Origin of the sequence: Flavobacterium hibisci (assembly GCF_020026925.1) — a bacterium.
In the GTDB taxonomy this organism is placed as follows: Bacteria; Bacteroidota; Bacteroidia; order Flavobacteriales; family Flavobacteriaceae; genus Flavobacterium; species Flavobacterium hibisci.
In genome coordinates, this window is record NZ_JAIQDW010000017.1 from 54,698 (window position 1) to 81,495 (window position 26,798).

The 26,798-nt window shown below is 36.6% G+C and carries 15 protein-coding genes; 3 read left to right on the top strand and 12 right to left on the bottom strand.

Features of this window, described 5'->3' with window-relative positions; translation table 11 throughout:
• Positions 1-106: 106 nt before the first annotated feature.
• The 6 genes from K8B81_RS16090 to K8B81_RS16115 form a co-directional block, all read right to left on the bottom strand.
• On the bottom strand, positions 107-3,493 hold the full coding sequence (locus K8B81_RS16090; protein ID WP_223682583.1) for a glycosyl hydrolase: 3,387 nt from the start codon (positions 3,491-3,493) through the stop codon (positions 107-109).
• An 88-nt stretch (positions 3,494-3,581) separates the two neighbouring features.
• Positions 3,582-6,908 carry a glycoside hydrolase family 2 TIM barrel-domain containing protein gene (locus K8B81_RS16095; RefSeq protein ID WP_223682584.1) on the bottom strand — a complete coding sequence of 1,109 codons (3,327 nt, stop codon included), beginning with the start codon at positions 6,906-6,908 and terminating at the stop codon, positions 3,582-3,584.
• Between the two features lie 206 nt (positions 6,909-7,114).
• Positions 7,115-8,239 carry a glycoside hydrolase family protein gene (locus tag K8B81_RS16100; RefSeq protein ID WP_223682585.1) on the bottom strand — a complete coding sequence of 375 codons (1,125 nt, stop codon included), beginning with the start codon at positions 8,237-8,239 and terminating at the stop codon, positions 7,115-7,117.
• 223 nt (positions 8,240-8,462) lie between these two features.
• Positions 8,463-10,145 (bottom strand): glycoside hydrolase family protein, encoded by a 1,683-nt coding sequence (locus tag K8B81_RS16105; RefSeq protein ID WP_223682586.1) that lies wholly within the window; start codon positions 10,143-10,145, stop codon positions 8,463-8,465.
• A 164-nt stretch (positions 10,146-10,309) separates the two neighbouring features.
• A complete protein-coding gene (locus K8B81_RS16110) occupies positions 10,310-12,493 on the bottom strand; it encodes an alpha-L-rhamnosidase-related protein (RefSeq protein ID WP_223682587.1) in 2,184 nt (727 codons plus the stop codon).
• A 243-nt stretch (positions 12,494-12,736) separates the two neighbouring features.
• Positions 12,737-13,534 (bottom strand): AraC family transcriptional regulator, encoded by a 798-nt coding sequence (locus K8B81_RS16115; protein WP_223682588.1) that lies wholly within the window; start codon positions 13,532-13,534, stop codon positions 12,737-12,739.
• 100 nt (positions 13,535-13,634) lie between these two features.
• Between K8B81_RS16115 and K8B81_RS16120 the strand changes: the two genes are divergently transcribed.
• Positions 13,635-14,849: an MFS transporter gene (locus K8B81_RS16120; RefSeq protein ID WP_223682589.1), complete on the top strand. Its 1,215-nt coding sequence runs from the start codon at positions 13,635-13,637 to the stop codon at positions 14,847-14,849.
• Between the two features lie 149 nt (positions 14,850-14,998).
• On the opposite strand, the gene K8B81_RS16125 is transcribed toward K8B81_RS16120, so the two are convergent.
• Both K8B81_RS16125 and K8B81_RS16130 read right to left on the bottom strand, forming a co-directional pair.
• On the bottom strand, positions 14,999-15,865 hold the full coding sequence (locus K8B81_RS16125; RefSeq protein WP_223682590.1) for a M23 family metallopeptidase: 867 nt from the start codon (positions 15,863-15,865) through the stop codon (positions 14,999-15,001).
• Positions 15,866-15,915: 50 nt separating this feature from the next.
• Positions 15,916-17,430, bottom strand: a complete 1,515-nt coding sequence (locus K8B81_RS16130) for a T9SS type A sorting domain-containing protein (protein WP_223682591.1) — start codon at positions 17,428-17,430, stop codon at positions 15,916-15,918.
• Between the two features lie 349 nt (positions 17,431-17,779).
• Here K8B81_RS16130 and K8B81_RS16135 point away from each other — a divergent pair, with 349 nt between their 5' ends.
• The gene (locus K8B81_RS16135; RefSeq protein WP_223682614.1) at positions 17,780-17,974 is read left to right on the top strand and encodes a helix-turn-helix domain-containing protein; all 195 of its coding nucleotides are present in this window, start codon (positions 17,780-17,782) and stop codon (positions 17,972-17,974) included.
• On the opposite strand, the gene K8B81_RS16140 is transcribed toward K8B81_RS16135, so the two are convergent.
• The 4 genes from K8B81_RS16140 to K8B81_RS16155 all read right to left on the bottom strand — a co-directional run bounded on the left by K8B81_RS16140 (position 17,905) and on the right by K8B81_RS16155 (position 24,682).
• Positions 17,905-19,293 (bottom strand): hypothetical protein, encoded by a 1,389-nt coding sequence (locus tag K8B81_RS16140; protein ID WP_223682592.1) that lies wholly within the window; start codon positions 19,291-19,293, stop codon positions 17,905-17,907. The genes K8B81_RS16135 and K8B81_RS16140 overlap by 70 nt on opposite strands.
• Positions 19,294-19,375: 82 nt before the next feature.
• Positions 19,376-20,956: a sodium:solute symporter gene (locus K8B81_RS16145; protein WP_223682593.1), complete on the bottom strand. Its 1,581-nt coding sequence runs from the start codon at positions 20,954-20,956 to the stop codon at positions 19,376-19,378.
• Positions 20,953-22,017 (bottom strand): Gfo/Idh/MocA family protein, encoded by a 1,065-nt coding sequence (locus K8B81_RS16150; RefSeq protein WP_223682594.1) that lies wholly within the window; start codon positions 22,015-22,017, stop codon positions 20,953-20,955. Before K8B81_RS16150 ends, K8B81_RS16145 begins: the two co-directional genes overlap by 4 nt.
• A gap of 151 nt (positions 22,018-22,168) precedes the next feature.
• Positions 22,169-24,682 (bottom strand): right-handed parallel beta-helix repeat-containing protein, encoded by a 2,514-nt coding sequence (locus K8B81_RS16155; protein WP_223682595.1) that lies wholly within the window; start codon positions 24,680-24,682, stop codon positions 22,169-22,171.
• Between the two features lie 392 nt (positions 24,683-25,074).
• Between K8B81_RS16155 and K8B81_RS16160 the strand changes: the two genes are divergently transcribed.
• A complete protein-coding gene (locus tag K8B81_RS16160; RefSeq protein WP_223682596.1) occupies positions 25,075-26,763 on the top strand; it encodes a glycoside hydrolase family 28 protein in 1,689 nt (562 codons plus the stop codon).
• The last annotated feature ends 35 nt before the right edge of the window (positions 26,764-26,798 follow it).

The following is a 26,798-nucleotide window of genomic DNA, read 5'->3' on the forward strand; positions in this document are numbered from 1 at the left end:
AGCCCTTATCTTATATCTTTTTAAACCTCCAGTTAAAACTGGAGGCAATTCATTTTTTTCTTTTTCACAGATTAAATAATCCTTTAATCTGTGGCAAAAAAATTATCTACTTTTCTTTCACAATACTTACTGGGCCTAATAATCCCGCTTTCAATAACGGATTTCCTTCCAATCTAAATGGTGCTGTTGTCCATGTCAACCTTTCTTCTTTTGGCAATTTTTGATCACCAATTAAACGGTTTGCCCACGTATTGGTCACTTTTATTACGATTGTATTTTTTCCTTTTTGTAAAGCTTGCGAAATGTCTGTTTTGAATGGGAAAGTCCAAAGCGTTCCGCAGTCTTTTCCGTTAATTGAAACTTCGGCAATATTGGCAATTTCTCCTAAATCAATCCAGATTTTGCTGGCCTCTTTTCCTTTCCAAACAAACTCTTTTTTGTACACTACAGTTCCTGCGTAATATTTGATCTGATGATTTTCTGAAGTGCTCCAATCAAAAAGTTTATTCGTTTTTATAACTTCTTTCGGACCTTTAAATTCTGGATCGAACTGAAGTTCCCAGTTTTCATCTAAAACCTGAACTTTTTCAAATTCAGCTAATTTTCCTTGAGCTAAAATTTCTTTCGTTTCTTCTTTAAAAATCACAAAACCAGATTCGTTAGCCTCTAAAGTTAGCGCAACAATTGTTCTTCCGTTTTCTATTTTCCAATTGGCGAAAGCTGAAGTTTTATCGGTAACGGGATTGTACCATTGTGGCACTTTTCCAGCTATTCTAAACGAAGCATCAAATATTCTTTTTTGCTCCTTTTGATTAGAAAGAAAATAGACTTCTTCACTATCAGCTTTTCGGTGCGCCCAGGCAATCGTTTCTGAATCGGCTCTATTTAAATTTGGAAAATAAACATCTTGAGTAATTCCGATTGAAGCAAAATCATTTCCTAAATAAGGCAATTTAATAACCGTTCCTTTTCCGATTTTCCATGAAGTCGAATTAGCATTATTCCAAATTTCATCAATCACATGCTGCCATTTCTTCTGATCTGCTTCTGACTGAATTCCCGGCTGAATCGTTGGTTTTTCAGCTACAAAAATCGTTGCTCCGTCTTTTAACAATTGCAAGATTTTTTCGGCGGAAGCCAAAGACAAAATTTTATTCGGCGCCATTTTATGACTTCCCGGAAACAGTAAAGCTCCGTATTCGATTCCGCCTTCAAAAGTTACTTTTCCGTTCACCACTTTCGCTCTGTTGATTAAAACATCAGCATTGAAAGAATCGTATTGATAACCATTTAAAGGATTAATCCAGTGCGATAAATCGGTGATGTTTTTAGAATAAGTAACTTCTTTCGGCATTTTTGCAGTCGGCTGACCATCATTCTCTAAACGGATTTTCTCGCTTTCTAATCTATCCTTTCCAAACACATTCGGAATAAAAGACAGCAAACGATCTGGAACAAAAGAACGCGAAGGAAAATCTTCGCCAATAAAAACCGCCAAATCAATTACAGGTTTTCCTTTTTGCAATTGAAACTGCACTCTTTGACAATAATCAAACCAAGCTTTTCCAGGTTTCCACCAAGTTTGATCTCTTTGGAAAAAAGTTCCAATATCATCTAAAGTCATTCCCGGTTTTCTATCCGTCCACGGATTATGAACAAAAACATGGTAGAATAAACGATTGATTCCTAAAGCATAATTGCGGTCTGCCGTCGTTTTTAAATTTCCTGGATGTTCGTCCCAATCCATTCGCAAAGCTGTAAAAGATTCTGCCTGAATAATATCTTTTCCGTAAATATGTCCGCCCGAAATAGCGTCCACCATATCAAAAGGCTTGTCGTGAGTTGGGCTTTTCAACCAAAATTCACCACCCGGATAATCGACATATTTATAATGCAACAGAGCATCACTAATCATGGTTGGTGCGACATTTTCAGAACTTAATTTAACCTTATATTCTTTAGCAATTTGAGCGACAGTTCCGTAGAAATTATCAGCAATTAAATCGCCAATTGTTTTTCTGACATCGTATAAAACTTTCTCCGAGAAATCGGCACTTTCTACTGGAATTCCAGCCATGACAGGCAGATATTCTACAATATCATAACCCCGTCTCTTTTTAAATTCAGCTTGAAAAACCGAAGACCAATTTTGACTTCCGCATTCCCAGCTGTCAAAATGAAGAATTGCCAAAACTCTTGAAGCCAGTTCTGGACCAGCAGAACGAACGGCTTCTCCAAACCAATGATCCAATTGAAAACGGATTAATTCTGGATTAAATTTATCTACTTCTAAACCTTTTCCTGCTCCACCCGTCGCATTTTCATGTCCTGTAGAAGTATGCCCCATTCGGATAATTTTCCATTTTCCTTTGGGAGCTTTCCAGTTCAAATTTCCATCAGTGTCAAAAAAACTCGAAATATTAATGATTTCTGATTTCTTGAATGCATCTGTATTCGGAATTTGTTTTTCAGTTGTCTCTGGAGTTAAACGCCAAATGGCTCCCGATTTTCCTTCGTAATTATTGATTAACGACTGATTTGAAAGTGTAATTTTACTCACTTTCAGATTTTGTTTCCATTTGGCAAAATCCAAATCTTCCGCTCCTGGTTCTGTTCCTACTGGATCATAAACAAATCTGAAATATTTTGCTGTAACAGGCGCTATGGTATGCGTGTTCGGGAAATCCATATCCTGCCAACCGTGGCGCGGTGCAATCAATCTTTCGTGGAATTTAAAATGAACTCCATCATCACTTACTTCCACAATTAAACGTTGTGCCTGATAATCTCTTCCTTTGGTTTCAATAACAATCGATTTGCAGGTAAATGGCTGTGCAAATTCATACTGAATCCAGCCTGCCTCTGCAAACTTGAAGTTTTCGTCTTTCTTTGGATCAGCCAAAAATGAAGCATCAGAATTGTTCGAGGTCGTTACTTTTGGTAATTGAATCTGAGAAGTAGTCTGATATTCTTTTATTGGAATTGCAAAAACCGCAATGTCTTTATAATAATCTTTGTAATGTTTCGGAACAGGAAGTTTTGAAGCGACTTTTTTTCCTCCTAAAATTTCAGTTGTTGACCAAACCACTCTTTGCATCGACATTTCTGGTTTAATCCACGGACCGCCTGCAACGGCAAATCCGTCTGCTCCGTGAAAAGCCAATTTCAAACCTAAACGATCGGCCTCTTTAAAAGCCCAATGAATCATGTCCCAAAATTCAGGCGTCAGCTGTAAAACCGGCGGATCTATCAATGGCGGATTTGCCGGACCTTTGATAGTCATTAAATAGGCACCTGCAATTCCGTTTTGTTTCATCGCTTCTAAATCGGCTGTGATTCCTGCTTTAGAATACGCCGATTTCATCCAATACCAATACACCCAAGTTTTGGAGGATTCTAGTGTTGGCTGAAAAGTTTCTTTTTTATGGACTTCCTGCGCAGAGACGATGCTTGCGAGAAGGAGGATAAAAAAGAGGTGTTTTTTTTGAAACATTTTTTGGTTGTTTTGTCATTGCGAGGAACGAAGCAATCACACTTAGTTGCTCTCGTTATGAGATGCGTCGTTCCTCGCAATGACCTCATTAATACTTAAACTTCTTCAAACTACTTTCCAACTGATTCTTTGAACCGCTGAAAGGCGTTAAATAAAAACTATATTGATAATTTCCAGACTTAATCTGATATTGCTCAATTGGCTGTGCTACAATCGTCCAGCTGTCGTTACCTCCCACTCCCATTTGGATTAAATCGATGTTTAGCGTCAAAAATCCCGGATCTTTTAAATCATACGTATGACTTGATGCGCTTAGGTTTTCTTGTGTGTAAGGCCAAGCGCTCATGCTTAGAACTTTAGTGTCGTTAACTACCATAAAACCTTGATTTTTCTGAGGCGTTGTTACTGCCATCCATCTTACATCACATCTGTTTCCGTTTTCTTGTGGTTTTGGGTAATGTTCGATAAAGTCATTAATCGGAAGTGAATATTTACCAACAAACGAGCCAAAACTTCTGTCACTGTAATTTTCCAATTCTCCTTTTCCGTACCAGGAAATCTGATCGAATTTTCTTTGAACTCCCATCTGCATTCCGATTTTTGGAATGTTTGGCAGTTTGTGTGAAGCTTTCAAACTGTAATCTACTTTTATCACTCCGTCTGGGCTGATATTGTAGACAACATTTACGCTTGCGCTGTCTTTTATAATCTCGTAATCGCTTATCACTTTAATTTCAGAACCCGATTTGTCGATTTTTACATTTACCAATTTTGGTTTTGCTTTGTACCATTGTTTCAACAACTTTTGCGATTTCCATCCGCGTTTGTCGTTGTCTGTAAGCGGTCTTACGAAGTTAGGCAACAATGGTGCAAAAACTTGCTCTTCTCCGTTGAAAACATACGAACTCAATGCTCCGTTTGTTTTTCCAATTGTAATATCAAAAGTCTTTCCTTTGATTTTAAATTCTGAATCAGATTCTGAAACATTCAAAGATTCTTTTTTAGTATTTAAAACCAAAGCTTCTTTCTTTTTCAGCTGAAACTGATCTTCGGCAACAACATATCCTTTTGAAGCCCAAAGTTCATCTGCTGAAAGCTGGAATTCGATATTCAAAATGTACTCTGCATCTGCTTTCATTTTTGGAAGATAAGAGCCAATGTCTAAAGTTGTCGATTGTCCTGCTTCTACTTTTAATGGTTTTAAAATTTGAGATTTGATTACGTTTCCGTTTTCTAAAACTTTTAAAACCGGAATATAGCTTTCTAAAGATTTTACAGCACTGCGATTTTTTATTTCTAAAATATTTCCATTTAAAGTTGAAATCGCTGGCTGATAGACCCATTTATTCTCAAAAATCGAGCCTTTTGGTTTTCCGTTAGAATCTACAATTCCTTTTGTGTTGAAGTTTCCATCATGGTATTTTTCGCCAAAATCTCCGCCGTGAGCAAAATAATTCTGTCCAGATCTGGAATCATATTTCACGATTCCCTGATCTTTGAATTCCCAAATACAACCTCCGATAACTCTTGGAAGCGAACGGAATTCATCCCATAATTCTTTTAAATTTCCAACTGAATTCCCCATCGCATGAGAATATTCTACGAAAATAATAGGACGTGTATCTTTCTTTTGATCTACTAAAAATTTCGGTGTGAAAACACCCGGATAAAAACGGCTCACCATATCGACATATGAATCATCTTGCGGATTTTCGAATCGGTAAGCATGATCGATAGTTTTTGGATATCTCGGATCAAGCGGATCGATGTAACCGTCCAATTTTGCATTTCCTTGCGCTGGTTCATAATGTACGGGACGCGTAATATCGAAATCGTGAACCCAACCCGACATTGCTGCGTGATTTGGTCCTTTTCCTCCCTCGTTACCCAAACTCCACATTACAACCGATGGATGGTTTTTATCTCTTTCGACCATTCGGGTCATACGCTCTAAATAAGCGTTGGTCCATTTTGGATCGTTGCTTAATTTACCGCCAATTCCGTGTGTTTCCTGATTGGCTTCGTCCATAACCATAATCCCGTATTGATCGCATAATTCGTAAAAATAAGGGTCGTTTGGATAATGGCTTGTACGAATAAAATTGAAATTGAACTTTTTAATTGTCGTAATATCCTGCTTGATATCTTCTCTTGTAACAGCTTTTCCTCTTGTTGGATGATGATCGTGACGGTTTACACCATAAACGTAAGTTTCTTTTCCGTTGATGAGCATTTTTCCGTTTTCTTTCGAGAATTCTATTGAACGAAAACCAACTTTACAGCTTTTTGCTTCTGTAACATTTCCGTTTTTGTCTTTTATCGAAATGACCATCGTATATAAATTCGGCTCTTCTGAACTCCATTTCTTCGGATTTTTGATGTTTTCTTGGAAGAATCCGAAACGAACATTATCCAGACGAGGGTAACTTTCGTTGATTAAATCGATCACAGGTCTTTGAAGGGGTTCTTTGAACATTGCCGTATTATTGGCATCGTACAACTGAACATTCATCGTATAATCTTTAATTCTTTCTCCTGTCAGGTTTTCAACTTTTGGTCTTAATTTGAAAATCGCGTCTTTGTATTCTTTGTCTAATTTAGTTTGAACAAAGAAATCCTGAATGCGTAATTTTGGCTCAGCCATAATAAAAACTTCACGTTGGATGCCGCTCATACGCCAGTGATCCTGATCTTCTAAATAAGAACCATCCGTCCAACGAATTACACGAACCGAAACTACATTTTCTCCTGCTTTCAAATAAGGTGTAATATCAAATTCCGACGGCAGAAAACTGTCTTCTCCGTAGCCCAAAAATTCTCCGTTTAACCAAACTTCAAAACCAGAACTTACAGCTCCAAAATGTAACGTAATCGTCATATCTTTCCAGTTTTCAGGAACGGTAAAACTTCTTTGGTAGGAACCAACTCCGTTATAATCTTTCGGAATGTATGGCGGATTTATTGGTCGGAACGGATACACCGCACTTTTGTAAATCGGGTTATCGTAGCCTTTCATTTCCCAGTTGGAAGGCACTTCGATTTTATCCCAGCCAGAAACCGTATTTTTATAGAAATCTTTATTCGCTTCTTTTAAGTTTACCGCATATTTAAAGTTCCAATCGCCATTAAGCATTTGGATTCGGCTTTTGGTTCTGTCGCCTTTTAATGCGTCTTCAACACTTGTGTAGGAATATGCAGTTGCTCTTGATGGCTGTCTGTTAATGCTTGTAACTGTTGGATCTTCCCACGGCGCAAATTCGTATTTTTTATGAAGTTCTGGAACTCCTGCAGGTTCCCCTGTTACGGATTGGGCGTTTGTGGAAATTGTAAAAAGTAAGATGTAAAATGTGAATACTGATTTTGGTATCGAAAATCGAAACCTTGAAAAGTGATTATTTTGAATTGGTTGAAACATTATTTTATTTTTAGTTTTATTTGTCATTTCGACCGAAGGGAGAAATCACACTAGAAATTCCGTAATTATAATCGAAAATCTTTGTGGTTACGAGTGTGATTTCTCGTTCCTCGAAATGACAAACTGGATGTTTTATTTTGTGGTTATTAGACTTAACAGGTCTTAAAAACCTGTTAGGTTTCCAACTCTTAACTTCTGACTCATAACTACTCTTTCCCCTTTTTCTCCGGCGGAGCCACAAAATTCAATTTACTTTTTCCTAAATCTTTAGAAGTTGCAATTGCGATTCCTCTTTGTTCTGCTTTGTTTACGGCACAATAAAAATGATACACAACACCATCATGTTTTACCACAAACGATTTATGAGCAAACATATCATCGTAAGGTTCAGATGATTTCACTAAATCTTCTCCTTTCCAGTCGATCCAGTTTACTAAATCATTCGAAACGGCGAAACGGTTAAATGCACCTTGATTCCAACCCGTCCAAAAAGCTCCGAAATAAAACATTACCCAAGTATCATTAATACGCTGAATATAAGCATCTCCTGAGATTCCTTTATGATGATTGATTAAAGGTTTATCGCCATAACGTTTCCATTCTTTCATATCGTTTGATACTGCCATTGCAATACGCTCAGCGCCTTTTGCAGGATTTATGCTGTCACCACGGGCATTATAATACATGATAAAATTGTGTCCTGTTACTTTATCTTTATCTCGAATCACACTGTTTTTGTACATTGTACTATTATCCCACCATTTAGCGTCTTTGTCTTTTGGCGTTAAAACCGGATTTTCTAATCTCTGAAATTCGTGTGGTTTTGTCGGCGCTTCTTTGGTATAAGCCATTCCGATTGATAAAACGCCTGCTTCGTAACCTTTGCTGTCTCCGCCAAAATAACTCATCCAGTATTTGTCATCGTATTTTTCCCATTCGTAGCTTCCGCCCCAGGTTGGGTCCTGCAATGAAATATAGCCCGCTTTTTGATTGACATCCCAGTGTTTTTCGTTTTCTGAGAATGACATTACTTTTCCCAAATGTTTCCAGTCTAGTAAATTATCACTTTCTGCTAACCAGGTTTCATATCCTCTTCCATCATAAATTAAATACGTCATGTACCATTTGCCGTCTTTTCTAAACACGCTCGGACAATCCATTTTATAAGAGTTGTCGGTTGGCACCATTACCAAACCGTATTTGTAAGGCGTTTTGATTTCGTTGTAAATCTCCTGCATTACGGTTTCGTTGATTTCTCTTTTTTTGTATTTAGTGGCGCAACTTGCTATTACAAGTGTTGAAATGGTTAAGATTAGATATTTAATTTTCATTTTGGTTGTCTATGTTTTTGGCACGCGGATGACGCGGATTTACTTCGTAAAGACACGGATTACGACGGATTTTTTTCTATCGCAGATTTAGCTGATTTTTTTATCTGCTTGATCTACAAAATCTGCGGGAAACTTTAATCTATTTCTTTAACTAAAATAAAATCTGTGCAAATCAGCGTTTTACGAAGTAAATCCGCGTCATCTGCGTTCTATTTATGCTCAATTATTTTTTCAATTCTTTTAACTTCGACTCCATCACATCTTTGTTCAATTTTACCTTTACCATTCCTGTTGGATGAAATCTTCTTTTTAAATCGATTGCATTATAAACTATAGTATAAACGTCATTTCCTTCTGGAATTAGGCATAACGGAGTTCTCATGATATCCCACCATTTGTCTACTTTCGTTTCAATTGGTAAATAGTGTGCTTCTGCCCAATTAACGCCGTCTGCTGATAATGAATACGCAATCATATTTGGTAAATGATGTCCCCAGCCTTCCGGTCCTCCGTCGAAAATCGCGATGTACAAACCGTTTGGTAATTGACTTACAATTGGGTTTTCAACAAATTGCGGATGTATCGTTTTTATCGGTTCCAAACCTTTATTCAATCTTGTCCAAGGCCCTTCTAAACTTTTGGATTCTGCTAAAGCCACAAACCAGCCTTTTCCTGATTTCTTTGGATAATCTGCCCAGGATTCAAACGGGTAAGCACCGCTGTAAAATCCGAACCACTTATCTCCAACTTTATACGGAAAAAAAGAAGCCACTCCCTGACGTCCTTCCCAAGGCTGGGAATCCAATCCCGGTTCGATAATGATTCCCATATCTTTGTATGGACCGCCAATTCCGTTGATGCCTTCTACTGTCGATTCACAACGCCAAATCCTTCCAAATGAATGATTTGGCTGAATTTCTTTATGGACGGTATAGGCTAAATAATAGCCGTACCATTTGTTTGCTTTTTCGTTGAAAACCGGCATATACGACCAAATAGCACCACGACGGTCGTTCATCGGATTATCATCTTCTGTTACGGCATAAGTTCCACTTGCCTGATAAATGGTTGATTCTCTTTTCCAGTGAATCGCATCTTTACTTGTCCAATGTCCGATTTTAGTTTTTACACGATCATAATAATAATCAACGCCTTTTTCTCCTGCTCTTTCGGTTGGAAACATATGATACGTATCTCCTACTTTTACCACCCGTCCACCTTCAAAACCTCCCTGAATTCCTTCTGTTCCGGGCATTCCTTCGTCGATAACGGGTTTATTTTCTCCGCCAATGATTTCAAAAAGCGGTTTTTCATCGGAGAATCCTTCAATGATGTAAGTTGGATTCCACAATTTCCCGTCTAATAATTCGGCATTTCTGGAAACCAATTCCTGATTGTTTTTTATTACTCCCAAAATGGCAAACAATCCTTTTGCATTTGGCAGAATCGTGTGCTTTCCTTTTGCGAAAGCAATGGCATACACATTTACTGGAGCTAAACCTGTGATTGTAACTCCATTCTCCAAAATCAATTTGCCGTTTTCTAATGCATTCTGCTGAAGATATTCCTTGTTATTTGTCTCCTGAAAAACACCAATCAAAAGCTGAACCGGTTCTTTGAATTTTAACTGCAAAGGCGAATTGCTACCGTTTTTATATTTTTCCAAAGGAAGTTCTATACCGGTCAAACCTTGCAATTCCGGAGCTAAACGGACAATATTGTGTTTACTTCCTGAAAAAACGTGAGCGTATTGAGTGGTTTTGAAAGTTTTGTAATTTGATTTTACGATTTCAAATGAAGCTGGTTTCCAAGCGGTGTTTTGGGCTGTGGCTTGGATGCAGAATCCCAGCGCAAAGAAAATGGCTGTTTTTAATTTGAAATTGTATTTTGTGTTTTTTGATGACATTGGTTTTTATTTTAATGACTCTTGAATTTCCACAATCTTGTCATTTCGACGAAGGAGAAATCTCCGTAAGAAGCTCCACAAGGCATTTCCTCTCTTTGTCGAATATTGTCGCGGAGATTTCTCCTTCGTCGAAATGACAAACTAGACGGGTAAACTCGTAATGACTAAATTGCCTTATAACTTATTTTATATTCCACATTTGGTTGAACCGTTAACTGGTATTTATTCTTTGCCAATTCCGTAATCGTTCCAGAACTGGCTTTTGGTTTGTTTTGACTCTCAATAATCAATTTTCCTTCGCCTTCAGAGGCTTTTACCTTAATCTCAGATTTACTCACATACAAAGCGACTTCTCCGTTTGGGGTTGGCACTTTTCCTTCCATCCATTGCTGCCCGCCTAAATTCGGTTTGATTTCATATTCAGCATAACCCGGAGCAGTTGGTTTTACACCCAAATAATATTTTCCCAGCAAATAAATCGGGCTGGAACCCCAGGCGTGGCAAAGGCTTTTCCCATAAGGACGCCCATACATCTCTAAATGTTCCTTTCCTTTTTTGTTTGGGTTGTATTCTTCCCAAAAAGAAGTAGCGCCTTCTTTTAACATTCCGCCCCAATAGTCTTTCATTTCTTTCAGCACATAATCCTGTTCGCCCATAGCACACAAGGCTTCCAGTTCGTAAAAACGCATGTAGGGTGTTGTGATTTGAAGAACGTCTTTATTGAGTAATACCTTATTTTTTATACTTTGTTTTTGTTCTTCGTCAAAATAATTGAAGAAAATACCAAACATATTAGCGTATCTGGTTACAATATCCTGCATTTTACCGTCGATACGCTGGTGCTTCATCACGTTTTCTTTCTTATCCCAAAAGACATCGAATAATTTGGTTTTTAAATCCGAAGCTAATTTTTGATATTCTTTCTGGTCATCCTTTTGATCTGCAATTTCAGCACTGACTGCCATAGCTTCTAAACTTCTTGCCAAAAGCATTTGCTCAAAACTAACCTCACCGGTTTTTGGTAATCCGTTTGCCCAGTCAATAAAAACCCAATCGCCTTCTAGTGGTTCCAGGAATCCGTTTTTATTTCTTCTTTCTAAGCAGAATTCCATCAGCGATTTCATTCTTGGGTAAAAAGTTTTAATGAATTTGGTATCGCCTGTATGCAGATAGTAATCGTAAACGCCCACAAACCAATACAGCGAATAATCCATTATGATATTTACATGAGCCGTAACAGGATCTTTTCCGCGAAGTGCCAACAGCGTTCGTTCTACGGAAGCCGAATCAAAGAATAAATAATAATTCATCAAATAACTTTGATACGCATCGCCAGACCAGACCCAACGGTCGCGTTTAATTCCGTCTATAAAAAACTCACGTGACGTTAAATGCATGGTGTAAGCCGACACATCCCAAATTTTATTCAATTCCTGATCTGAAGATTTGAATGCACCACGATAGTCTAATGGCAGATATTCATAAAGCATCGAAATAGAATCGTATTTTACCCCTGCATCTGCCTGTACCTGAACATAACGGAAGGCTTTTGAACCATCATGTGTATAAGTTTCAGACTGTTTTCCATCAAAAGATAAATGATCTAAGGTTTCACATTTGGCAGAATCTAAGGCTTCTTCACGGGATTCTCCATAATAAAGCGATACTTTTCCTTTGCCTTTTAAACCGTGGATTTTAATATAACCAAAGGTTTCTTTACCAAAATCTACCAACTGACCTGCTCCTATTTTTTCTGTTTTTTTCGCACTCAAAGGTTTGGTTGTCAGTTTAAATCCGGAAGGTTTATTTTCTGGCGAATTAAAATTCCAGGAACCAACAGGTACCCAAGGCGTACCGGATTGCTGTCCTTTTCCATTTTCGTCAATCCAAAGTTTATCTTCGTTGGTCACCTTCCAGGATGGATCCGATTTTACATACTTACCAGCAATATAAATAGCCGGCAGTACTTCCTGATTATAAACTTTAAAGGAAATTTTATGTTTCCCTGCAGGAATTTTTATTGATTTTGGCTGTCCGTAAATCTGAACACCATCTAAAAGTAATTGAAAAGGCCCTTCAGAGTAGATTTTCACTTCGTCTGGCACCGGAATATCCACTTCTGTTTGAAAAGTCACCAAAGCATACGGACTGTAATATTGCCAAAGCGGTGGAAATACGGCTTCACGTTCTGTACGTCGTACCTGCATTTTATTGCTTAACCAAACTTCAAAATCGCCTGGATACCAAATCCATGTGGCAGGCTTATTTTCCTGGGCAAATATTAAAGCGGAGGAAAATAAAACTGTAAAAACAAATAATTTTTTAAAATTTTGAAATCGATTTCGCATAAAATGATATTTTGGGTTTAAAAATAAGTGTTTCTTTTACATTTCATAACCTGTACTATCCTGTACCGTCCTGAAATTAACAAAAAATTGCTGTTTTGAAAGAATTTTAAATACAATTTGAACAGCTGTTGGGCTACAAAAAATAAAACCCTAAAGTAAACTTAAAAATAGAGAAATATCTGAACAGTCAGATCAAGAAGTTATCTGAAATTAGAACTGCTTATTATTTTAATTTAAACACAATTATAATTTCTGATCTTCTAAAATATAATTAGCAGGTGTTGTGCCCAAGTGTTTTTTGAACATATAAATAAAAGCACTGGCAGTTTCGTAACCCAAATCGAGTGCGATTTCTTTTATGGATTGTTTCTCGCCCAGTCGTTTTATGGCTTCGAGCAATTTTAAGCGGGTACGCCAGTCGCTGAAATTCATTCCGAGTTCTTTGATGAATAGTCTGGATAAGGTTCTGCTGCTCATAAAAGAAATTTCGGCATAATGGTCAATCGTGTTTTTACTGGCGACATCGTTAAGTAAAAGTTCGACTACTTTTTGCAGTCTTTCATGATTGGTGGTAGGCAGAAAAGTAGCGCTTGGTTCAATTAAGGCGAGTTCATCCAGAAACACATGGATGATTCTTCTTTTTGCAGGTGTAATGTCCCCATTTGTTCCAAAAGAAATGATTTTGAAAAGCAGTTGTTTTAAAAATACTGAAATATCAAATGAGAAACTGGCAGTCGGCAGTCCTTCTGTAAAGGAAGGGTCAATAAAAACGCTATACAGATTGACATCTTTCTGAAACGAAACCTGATGCTCCACCCCGCCCGGAATCCAAAGTCCCTGTAACGGATTGACCACCCAAATCTGATTATCGACTACCACATTCATCACTCCGCTTGTGGCATAAATAAGCTGTGCCCGCGGGTGCGAATGCGATATACAAACAGCATCGGTTACCATTTCGGTATACCCTGTAACTGGTAACTCAGGATTTATTTGGAATCCAAAATCAACAACTTTATATGTCCGAACATCGTTATTCATTGTCCAAATATAGTAATTAAGACATTGCTATTTCTTTTCACCTTTGTAAAAAATAATAACAGCTGTTATTTTAAATCATTTTAAAATCTGAAAATAACTCATGGAAACCATTAAAGCTAATCCTGAAATAGTCAAAAAAACCACGTATTCAATCTTATTCATCATCAGTTTTTCACATCTGATCAATGATCTTTTACAGGCGGTGGTTCCGTCCATTTATCCGTTACTTAAGGCAAATTTCAATTTAAGCTTTTCTCAAATAGGAATTATAACTTTTACCTATCAGATTGTTGCTTCTATCCTGCAGCCTTTTGTGGGAATGTACACCGACAAAAAATCGAAACCTTATTCATTGATTATCGGAATGTGTTTTACCATGACCGGTTTATTCCTTGTTTCAATTGCTTCGAGTTTTACTTACCTTTTATTATCTGTGAGTTTAATCGGAATTGGGTCTTCGATTTTCCATCCCGAATCTTCCCGTGTGGCGCATCTGGCTTCGGGTGGTAAAAAAGGACTGGCGCAGTCTATCTTTCAGTTAGGCGGAAATGCCGGAAGTGCCATCGGACCTTTGTTAGCTGCTTTTATAATTATTCCGCACGGTCAAAGTTATATTGCGTGGTTTTGCCTTATTGCTTTGATCGGAATTTTTGCTTTATATAAAATTGCACTTTGGTACACAGCACATTTAGCTGAAAGAATGGCTAATAAATCGGCTCTTAAAATTGAAACGCATCATTTGTCTAAAAACAGAGTAATTGCTTCGATGGTTATTTTATTGGTTTTGATTTTCTCAAAATATTTCTACATGGCCAGTATTACGAGTTATTACACTTTCTTTTTGATTGATAAATTTCATATTTCGATTCAGCAGTCGCAGGTGTATTTATTTTTATTTTCGGGAGCAGTTGCTGCAGGAACTTTGATTGGCGGACCAATTGGCGATCGGTTTGGAAGAAAATATGTTATCTGGATTTCTATACTAGGTGTTGCACCATTTACGCTTTTATTGCCTTACGTTTCACTATTTTGGGTTGGAATTTTATCTGTAATTATTGGTCTGATACTTTCATCAGCGTTCTCCGCAATTTTGGTTTATGCTACCGAATTAATGCCCGGAAAAGTTGGTTTAGTTGCCGGTCTTTTCTTCGGATTTGCTTTCGGAATGGGTGGGTTGGGTTCTGCGGTTTTAGGAAAAATTGCTGATGCAACGAGTATCGAATATGTTTTTAAAATTTGTGCGTTTTTGCCTTTGATTGGGGTTATTACCGGATTTTTACCTAATATTGAAGGAAAGAAAAAAAGTTCTAATTAATTTTTAATCTCGCAAAGTCGCGAAGTCGCAAGGTTTTCTTTTTAAGTTTTTGAAATAAACTTTGCGCTTTTGCGACTTTGCGAGCAACATTCCAGCATTTCAATTAATAAAAAACACATAGTCATCTCTTGAAGACTATGTGTTTTTTGTTATTCCTGAAGCCTGATACTATCATTATAAGTCACGACATATTCTCTTTTGTCTAATAATTTTCCGATTCCTTTTTGAGTTAGAAAATTAGGACTAAAAGCAACTTCAGTGCCTCTGAAATTATTTTTGTTTTTTTCGTATTGTTCATGATAATAAACGTTGAAAACAAATTTAAACCAGTCATTATCGCCTGTGTCCATCAAACCCAGTTCAGTTTGCGAATCAACTTTTTGACCTGGCGTCACCCAAATTGCTTTTTCATTAAGTCCCGAATAATTAGCAAAAGTTCCATCGGCATGTTCTATCACAACTCGCTTCCTTTGTATAGTCGTCACCATTTTAGTTATTTCGTCGTAATTAGATTCCGAAAAATCTCCAATAAAAACAACAGTCCCTTTTCTCATGCTGTAAATAGTGTCCTGATTTTTTGAATACACAAGATAACTTTTCCATCTTTCAGGACTGATGTCTTTTCGGGTAATGGCATAAATTTTCACAACTTTGCCCTTCTTAAAAGGAAGCGTGTAGGTAATATTCGGATTTACAGTTGGATTTAAATATCCCTGTGTTGTAGAATAGCTGTACGAAAAATCAATTTTTTTATTTTTATTGATTGGCTTTAACGTAAAAAGCAATCCTGAATCTGCAGTTGCATTAAACTTTGTACCACTCACTTCTGTATTTTGCAACTTTCCGAAATTAAAATTCACAATATAACTGCCTGCTGCTGCTTTTGTATAAGTAAAGTCCACACTATTGTCAGCATTTTTAATCGGTACAACAATAACTTTTCCTGATTGCGAGTATATATGATTAGTAACAATTACAGAAAAAATTAGTACAATTAACACTTTATAGTTCGACATATTTTTCTTATTTAATTTTAAAAGTGAAAGTAATAAAAATTTACAAATGCCTAATCCTTAATGATTCGTTTACTAATTTTATTTGTATCAGTTGTGAAAGTCAATACATAAACTCCGGCAGGAAGATTTTCTAAATCTAAAATTTGCGTTTGCTCATTCATATTCTTGTTCAGAATTAATTTACCTGATAAATCAAATAATTCAATTACGGCTTCTTTTGCTATTTCATTTTCTAATTCAATAGTAAGGATGTTTTTTACCGGATTTGGATAGTAATTAAATGTAAAAACTGAATTGGTATCTTCTATTGTTTCTTCAGCTAAATCTGTATTTATTTTTTTAGCGGTTGTAAAATTACTTTCGGAATAACCTAAATCAGGATTACTGCCGGAATACGAAAGACCAACATTTGTCCCTTTGTCAATCAGATCGCTTCCCTGAACTAATTTGAAAGGCAAGTTAATTGGAAGATCACCATTTGACTGTCGGGCTCCGATGGCAAGTGAAGTACTGGTACTTGTAAAATCTGCAGTGCTTACAGTGACACTTAAATTCCACGAGTTGTTTTGCTGTGTAGCGTTTGAAATAGAAATTGTTCCGGATAATGAAATATTATTTTTGAAAATATGTTTCTTTCCTGATTGCACCGGATTACCAAAACCAAAGTTGATGTTGTTCCCGAATCCGGTACAATTGTATACTGTTATGCTTCCCGTATTGTTGTTCTGATCGAATCCTTTTTTTGGATGCCCTATCGCAACACATCGGGTGAGTACATTGTCTGCCGGAACAGAATTTCCTCCTACTTTAAAACCATTTCCGTTTCCGGTAAAACCTCCGTAATTCCATACATCAACTCCGTTTCTGATCGCCCAGCAGTTTTCGAAAGTTACTTTTTGGGTACTGTCAAAACAATCGTATCCGTCATCTGAATTTTCCCAGGCACGGCAGTTGATGAATTTATTTCCGGGTCCCTGAGTTTGTTTTGGTCCAAAACCGTCAGCCATGCTCCCTTTTTTTTTAGGATCATAATTTCTGTACGCATCGCAGTTTTTTACTGTGGTATTTGAACCACCTTTGTTAATTTCGAGACCGGTATTTCGATTGTTGTAAAAAGCACAATTTTCAAAAGTAGTATTAGAACCTGTTACATACGCACCCTGATAACCTGCTCTTGTAATAGCGATTCCTTTAAAACTCCAATAAGACCCTGTAATGCTAAAACCATACGAATCCTGTACCCATTCCTGATCCGGAAACGAAAAATCTATTACGGCTCTTCCGTTATTTACACACTCTACCTTGATCGGACTTGCTGAAGTTCCTGATTTTGTAAACGAAATAGTGTTTTTTGCACCGGCAGTATACGCAATAGTATAAGTTCCGGCTTGTAATAAAATAACATCTCCGGCAACGGCTTTGCCAACAGCGGTTTTAAAATTCATAGCGCTAGTGAAACTCGAACCCGAATTAGTAGCGTTTCCGGTCGGTGTTACATAATAAGTAGCTGCTGAAACTGATGCCGATACCAAAAGGGACAGCATTAAATAGTAGATTTTTTTCATAAGTTTTGTGTTAGTTTGAACAGCACAAGGTACTTATGGTTTTTTATAAAAATATTGAATTAATTCAATGGTTTTGGTAAAATTTGATTTGTTTGTTCGTACGAGCAGGGGATTTTTGCAGAATATTGAAGGAAAAAAGAAGGTTGAGTAATTTTTAATCTTGCAATACCGATAGCTATCGGGAGCTAAGACGCAAAGTTTTTATTTAAAAAGTAAGTTTTTAATTGCGTCCAGCTTTAGCTGGATGAAAAGTAATATAAAACTCAAAAGGCTTTAGCCAAATTATAGATATTTTGGCTAAAGCCTTTTCTATTCTTACTACATATTTCTCCAGTTAAAACTGGAGGCAATTCATTTATGTAAAACGGTATCGACTGTTTTGCGGTGGTGTAAAAATGAAGTTCACCCTTCTATTGAAACGCTTTATGAAATTTCTATATATTTGAAGGTTGATATTCGGGAGTTGTTGGATAATTATCTTATTCTTTTTTGTATTATTAAATTTTCCAACTTTGGAGAATCAAAATTATTAAAATCTAGATGATATCGCATATCTCTAAATTTCATATGAGGATTGCAATCTAATTCATAGATTGTAATTATTGCTTTTTCAAGTTTGAGTTCCAATTCCTTATTATTAGTTGACTCGTATAATATAACAATCGCATCAATATTACATGTTAAAAAATCCTCATCTTTACTTAAAACATCTAAATAATATTCAAAATATTTCTCTGTGACAATCGCTTTGATATTTCCATTGAGAACAAAGAAATTTATTCCTCCATAAATATTTTTTTCTTGCTCATCATTAATTTCCTCAATTGTCGGAAATTCATTCAACTCTAAAAAATCTTTAACACATTTCACATCATTAATCAAATTATTTTCAATTTTCTTCCAACGATTTTCAAATGCACTTATTTTTAAATGAGATGCAATCACTTTAGCTGTAAGAATTCGTAAATATTTTAGAGGATATAAACTAGTTGAATTTAATGGAAAAAATGGTCGAACTGGAAAAACAGCTTTATGATAATGAACTCTTCTTCCATGAGCTACGTTATTTCTTTCATCTATGATATTCTTTATCCAAAATGCAGTTGCATTATTATATAAATTAAACTCTTTTAGAAAAAATAAAATTTTTGAACTAACTGAAATATCTTTTTCTAGTAAAGCAGTAAGCAATTTAGATTTCGCTATATTTTCACTTTCCAAAGATATACTATTGAATGACAACACCTCTTTATTAAACTCATTAACAAAATTTTCTATGATTTTTTTTGATTTATTTTTTAACAAATTGGCATATACATCACCTAGTAATTCCAAAACATGAAAATATGATAATATTGCTTCATCATTAAAGAGCAAACTTTCATCAGTATCTTTTTCAAGATATAGAGCTTTTCTCCAACGATCTAATAATGAAAAAATCAAGCTTTTTTCATGTTCTTTAGACTTTTCAAGTGCTTCAATTAATTCTGTGAGTTCGATTGTCAAATTTTTTTTATTCTTACTTAATTTTTTTTCATTAGAAATTTTCAGACCACCAATCCCTTCAGGAAATAAACAAGAATCCGAAGCTATCCAAAAAACATTAAAAGGCTTTTCTAAAAGGAAAGATATAATTCCTAAGAGACTTAAGTATCTAGGACGAACAAAGATTGATGCATCTGATAACGCTTCATAATCCTTCAAATCAAACTCAATAGATAAACGAAGAAACCCAAATCCGCTTTCACTTTCACGGTTATGATTGGGAATAGTTAAACAAGTAGTAATAGCACATTTTTCAAAAATAAAGTTAACCTCGATTTCTTCTTCTAATTCAATATAATAATTCGTTATGCATTTCATTTTTAAATCTTTTTCAATCAACTAAATTAACTCATAACTTTTATAAACTACTTTTTTTATTATTGAAAAAATTATAGAAATTTCAATTCCCATTAAAAACCAAATACAAAACCAAAATCGTCAATCCCAAAAAGCCAAACAAAAGTTTCACCTTTTTACTGGTTTTAGGAATATCCCTTTCATCTGAAAAATTAACTTCCGGATTTTTATCAACTAAAGAAATTAGCACTGCTGCAATTAAAAGCACAGCAAAAATGTAAAACGAAATCAATAAAAAGTGAGGCCAAACTGGGTATTTATCGGCAGGGAAAATCCATAAATACAAAACTCCTACGAATAAACTAAAGGCTGAACCCCAGGACAAAGTAGCGTTTACGGCTTTTTTTGTGGTGCATTTCCAGAAAACACTCAATAAGAAAACAACCGATAATGATGGCGCCAAAAATCCTAAAACCGCCTGAAATATGTTGAATAAATTCTGTCCTTTGATGTTGTCAATCGCAATGGCAATCAGAATCGCGAATACACAGCCTGCCCCAATTGTCAATCTTCCTATTTTGATCTGCTCTTTGATAGAAGCAGTCGGATTCATTTTCTTTACATAAATATCATTCGTAAAAACCGTACTCAGCGCGTTCAATGACGAACCAATTGTTCCTACCAAAACGGCAATCATCACACAGATTACCAGACCGTTCATTCCGCTTGGAAACAAATTGGTCACCATGGTCATATAAGCCAAATCGGAGTTTTTACCCAATTCAGGAAACAAAACCGAACACAGGATTCCCGGTAAAATAAACAACGGCAACGCCATTACTTTCAGCCAGCCGATGAAGTTGACTCCCAATTGTCCCTGTTCTAAATTTTTGGCTCCCAAAACACTCTGCACCATCGATTGATCGGTACAGAAAAACGCAACGGCCGCCACCGGATAACCTAATAAAATAGCAGGCCACGGATAATTTGCATCGTCTGCAGGCTGTACCAGATTCCAGAAATTAGAAGGTGTTTTGGCAATCAAAGCTTCGATTCCGCCCACTTTCTGCAACCCTAAATACGATAAGGTAAGCGAAACGACAATTAATAAAATCATCTGAAAAACATTCACTTTGGCAATGGCTTTCAATCCTCCGGCATAAGTGAAAATTCCGGAGAAAATCACTAAAACCGTCACACTCTGCCACATGGGAATCCCTAAAATCTGACGCACCAGAATTCCTCCGCTGAACAATCCCAACGACAGCCAGCTTACCAAAATTTTCACCATCGCATACCAGGCCAAAATCGTCTGCGTACTGTCGCCATAGCGTTTTCCCATATATTCGGGCATAGTGCTGACTTTACTCGCAATGTATCTTGGCGCAAAAACGATGGCCAAAAGCAAAAGGAAAACAAAAGCATACCATTCGAAATTTCCGGCCACGATTCCGGTAGCGTAACCAATACTGGCAAAAGCCAATAAAGAAGAAGGTCCCACATTGGTTCCCCACATATTGAACCCGATATTGTACCAGTTCAGGGAATTTCCCGCCATGAAAAGTGTTTCGTTCTTCTTGCTCTGCTTCACGCTCACGACATAACCAATGACCAATAAAATCACCAGATAGGCAGCAACAATGATAAAATCTAATGCCGTTAACTTATCGTAGATGCTGTTCATAGTCCGTATTGGTTAAGAATAGCAGCGATTTTTACTGGCATTCCGGTTTGTAAAGACTGATCCATTGCCTGAAGTAAAGCCACAGTTCCAATTCCTTCTTCCATATTTGGATAGGCTTCAAAATCCTGTTCTATACTGTCTACAAAATATTCTAAATAATTCTGATATTCCCCGCCGTGATGGCTCTGACCTTCAAAACGGAAATAATATTTTAAAGTGCTGTCACCCCAGGTAATCACTTTTTCTTCTCCGGTTTTATCTGTAACCGCATAACGCAATTCGTGATAATCTGCCTGACTTGCTCCTTCGGTTGCTCTTAGAATGGTACTCATTCCGCTATCACGCTGTGCTGGCTGAGTTGGCGAAGTATAAACACCACTCACTCTGGCAATTCTGCCGTCTGTCGCTTTGAAGATAAAATGCATTGTATCTTCGTTTTTCAATCCAGCTGATTTTCCGTTACTGCTGATCATTCCGTAACCCATTACTTCTTCGATGTTTGGCAGGTACCAACGGATAAAATCTACCGGATGGCTCAAACCGCCGTACAGCCATTTAAAAGATTGTAGCAAAGACCATTCTTTTTTCAAAAACCATCGGTGATCAGCGTGATATTGAGCCTCAATCGTAATTAAATCTCCTATTAATCCCGCTTCATAATCGGCTCTTTGTCTTTTGGCAGGTTCGAAAAATCTTGAACTCTGTCCGATGAAAACTTTTTTTCCTGTCTTTTTGCTTAACTCCAATAGTTCTTTGGCATCCGAAAGATCATCGATAAACGGTTTGGTACACACTACGTGCTTTCCTGCCAGCAAAGCCTGCTTTACGTGTTGAGCGTGCAAATGATCTGGTGTATAGATAGCGATGATATCAATCGCATCATCGTTTAATAAATCGTCATAGTTTGTTGTATACGAATGAAAATCGAATTCTTTTGCTCTTTGTTTGCAGATTTCTTCGTTTCTGTCGCACACTTTTATAAGTTCTAATTTTGAACTTTCTAAAGCGGCCGACATCGTGCTTCGTCCTTCTCCAAGTCCTAAGATGGCTATTTTTAACATTGGTCTTATTTTAGGTTTTTGATAGTTATTTTTTTTCGCCACGAATTCACGAATTATTTTTTTAAATACTTTATCTAATGTTATTCGAATTAATTCGAATAAATAATCGCAAAGATTTTAAAAAAATAATTCGTGAATTCGTGGCTAACTTTTATTTCGTTTCTACTTTTTTAAGAAATATCCAGGTTTGGTCTGGTTTTGCTCCGTCGATTCCGGTTTGGTATTTTTTCATTAAATTGTTCCAATCGTTGACACGCGGATTGTTTTCAGTTGTTTTCGGATTCAGTTTATCCAGACTTTCTCCTTTTGGGATACTGACGATTAACATTAATTGTCTTCCGTTTTTGAAAACCTGCAATTGCTGAAAATCGGCGTTACAGAAACCTTTTGCGATTTCAGGCCATTTTTCAAATTGAGTTGTGTGGTAATCCACGTATTCTTTTTGTAGTTTTTCGTCTTCAACCAAATTCGCAGTCAGCACAATATTTTCCCATTCGGAAGCTACTTTAGCATCCTTGCATCTTTGGAAATTCTGAAAGTCATACACTGGGTTTTCATAGATTTTAATTTCTAATTTAGGAAAAGCCAGAGCCAGTTTTCGCTTTGTTCTTTCAGGCTGGTTCATTAATCCGTAAATTACCAGATGATTTTCCCATTGGTACAATTCTTCACCTACGATTCGGAAACCTTTTATGGTCGATTTGATTTTTTCGATATCCAGATCTTTTCCAATTACTTCGATGACAACAGCTTTTGGCATTTCCTGTAAACCCCAGGCTTCTTCAATCACTACTTCTTTAGAGAATAAATTGTTGTATGGTGCACGGATTCCTGCGTTTTCTTTGATTTTTGGATCTACAAAAGCGTAATTATCCTGCCAGATATTTCCTTTCGGACCATTATTGTTTTTCAGGATTTTCTGAATCGGAATCCAGTTGTTCTTAATCGTGAAGCCCTGACTTCCTTCATCGGTATACAAATACAGCCATAAAAACGGGTCGTGTGCGTAAGGACTGTTATAGACTTTATCAATGTAGTTTTCTTCAATTCGGCTGTCTGCCTGAGCTGAAAGTGTATAAATTCCGGCTACATCATGTAAATGTTTTGCGTAATGATGAATTTTATTTCGAAGGATTTTATTGTTACGCATCACGTTTTCAGTATGCGTCCAGCCCCAGCCCATTGAAATACCGCTGTAAGCTACATCCGAAATTTCGTTGTGCTCGATAGTCAGATTTTTAATGAAACCGGCAGCAATTCCCAGACATCCCCAATCTTCATTGGCTACGTTGGTAATTAAATTATCGGCAATCAATTCATCCGAACAAACTACTCTTTCATCTTTTACGGTATAAGGCAAATGCGCTTCAAAAGATTCTTCGGAGAAAACTCCCAGATTAATTCCGTTACCGCCAATGTCCTTGAATAAATTTCCTTTAACAATATTATGATTCGTTCCTTTGTGTAAATCCAAACCTGTAGAAGACAAATGTTCAAAAGTACAAGATTCAAAAAGTGTATTATTGGCATAATTTACCTCAACAGCAGCTCTTGGTCTTCCTACCCATCCCTGATTTTCTAAACTCGCCTGATTTGGTGTTCCCGGAGTTTTTAATTTGTAGGCATCCAATAAATACATTCCCGCCTGCAATGGCACGTGTCCCTGCTGTGACGGACGAAGCCAGTTGCTGTATTGAAAAGAAATTCCTTTGAAGTTAAAATGATGTACCGGACTATCTAAAGTACCTTCAATTTTTACCAAATTTTCTAAAACCGGTGCCGTAACTTTAGCCGAATTCAGTTCTTCTCCTTTTCTTGGAATGTAATAGATTTTGCCCTTTTTTCTGTCCAAAAACCATTCGCCAGGTTCGTTCAGCATTGAAATTCCATTGTTTAGATAGAAAGCCGAATTTCCATTATTTTTAGAAATCCAAGGCGCTGGCCAAGGATGCTCGCTTTGAATACGGCTTTCCGGCTGTTCGAAAGAAAGTCTTGCGCTGTCTTTTTTGATTTCGATATTTTTGATTCGGAGATTCGCGATTGCCCACCATTGCACAATGTACATTTCCATTCCCGGTTCAAACTTAACCGATTTGTCTTTGAAGGGAATCCAGCAGGTTTCGGTTGTCGCGTCCCAAGAAAGAATACGCTCCATTTTGGTTCCTGCAGTGCTTTTGGCTCTCACGGCTTTTTTGCCATTCACCCACAACTGACGATAATTTAAAATTTCACCTGCCTGCTGAGGCGCATCGGCTTCCCAGATTGTTCCAGCTTTTAAACCATTTATCGCAAGTGTTGATTTTTTCCAGTTTTTGATTTCGATTCCTCCGCTTAAAATTGGTTTTGCGTTGGCGTCCGCTTCAATAGTGGTTGGACTATCAGCTGTTCCGGAATCTTCTGGTCTTACGAATAAAGGTTCGTTCAAATAGTAAGTTCCGTTCATTACAATAATGCGGATTCCGTCTTTGATGGAGTGATCTTTTAAACGACGTAGTTCTCTGGCTTTTCTCAAAGCCATATGAACGGTTTCCAAAGGACTTTCTTTTGTTCCGGGATTAGTATCTTTTCCTTGTGGAGAAACCCAAATTTCCGCAGCATTTAATGAGAATGTACAAATTGTTATTAAAAACAGAATTAGAACTTTTGTATAGATCTTTAAACGCATTTTTTTCTTTTTTAAGGTGAATCTTCGAAAGTTTATATTTCTTAACAATATAAGACCTGCAAATAAATGTGATTTTTACACTTTTACCGAATGATGGGTACAATTTAACAGAACATAAAAATATAAGTGTCCTGCACACTCCTGTATAGATCGAAATTGGTACAGTATCCTAATAAAAATAACAACTGCAATTCAATATTAAGAATACGCTACAATATTATTAAATTAAATATATTGTTAATATTTTTTATAAATTTGTGCAATCGATTACATTATTGTATTTTCGTTTTTTTATGAAACTTATTTTGCAATTTGTAAAAAAAGTATTATCAAGATAAACATATCATATTATTTTGATATCGAAAATCTAAACTTTAACTAATTCAATAAGAATGAAAACTAATCCAACACAATTTTTCCGTATGCTATTGGCTGTTCTGACCATTAGCTGTGCAGGAAAAGCGGTAGCCCAAAAGTCAAAATCCAATGGTACTTATGACAACATTGAATTTAAAATGGCAAAAGTCAATGAACCGAAAATTCCAAAGAACATTGTAAATCTTAAAGACTTTGGCGCTGTAAACGGAGGATATGTTTTAAATACAAAAGCTTTCGAAGATGCTATCAGTGCACTTTCAAAAAAGGGCGGCGGGAAATTAATCATCCCTCCGGGAATCTGGTTAACAGGTCCAATCATTCTAAAAAGCAAAATCGAATTGCATGCACAAACCGGAGCATTGATCAAATTTTCTCCTGATAAAAGTTTATATCCAATTATCGAAACCAGTTTTGAAGGCTTAAACACCTGGCGTTGTATTTCTCCGCTTTACGGAAAAAACCTTGAAGATGTTGCCTTTACAGGAAACGGTGTATGGGATGGGTCTGGCGAAGTGTGGAGACAGGTTAAAAAAAGTAAATTAACTGAAAGCCAATGGAAGAAATTTGTGGAATCAGGCGGAGTTCTGAACGAAAGCAAAACCAGCTGGTATCCATCTGAGACCTTTATGAAAGCTTCAGTTGGAGCAGATCAGAATGTGCGTCTGGATTTAAAAACAAAAGAAGAATTTGAAGCTATCCATGATTTTCTTCGTCCTGTATTGGTTAGCATCCAAAACAGTAAAAGAGTATTGTTTGACGGACCTGTATTTCAAAATTCTCCGGCATGGAATATTCATCCATTAATGATTGAAGATTTAATTGTTAGAAACATAACGGTTCGTAATCCTTGGTTTTCACAAAATGGAGATGGTCTTGACGTAGAATCCTGTAAAAATGTTATTGTTGAAAATTCAAGTTTTGACGTGGGCGATGATGCAATCTGTATTAAATCCGGAAAGGATAAAGACGGTCGTGACAGAGGAGTTCCGTGTGAAAACATCATCATAAAAAACAATATTGTATATCATGGTCATGGCGGCGTTACGGTTGGAAGTGAAATGTCCGGAGGAGTAAAAAACATGCACGTTTCGAATTGTACTTTTATGGGTACTGATGTTGGGCTGCGTTTTAAAAGTAACCGTGGACGCGGTGGTGTTGTAGAAAATATTTTTATTTCTGACATTTTCATGACTGATATTCCGTCTCAGGCGATTTCATTCAATCTTTATTATGGAGGAAAATCCATTGCTGAAACTTTGGAAGAAGGTGGTGCAAAAATTGTCAATCAAAAAATGCCTGTAGATGAAAAAACGCCTCAGTTCAAAAACATTTCGATAAAAAACATAACGATCAAAGGGGCACAACAAGCTGTATTTTTACAAGGACTTCCTGAAATGAACCTGGAAAATATTGAAATCTCCAATCTGATTGCAAAAGCAGAAAATGGATTCACTATTGTCGATGCTAACGGAATCAAAATTCACAATGCAAAACTGGATATTGAAAAACCAAATGTAATTGATATTTACAACGGTAAAAACATGTCTTTTAAGGATATTGAATTCAATTCTACTTCACCTAAAGCCATTACTATAAATGGAGAAGATACTCAGAACGTAGAATTTGTTCCTTCAGCCAATTCAGATTTTGCCAAACAAACGGTGATTGGAGAAACTGTTGCAAAATCAGCGGTGAAACTATAGTTGATTAAACCATTCGGCTTCTGTTGTGTCTAAGC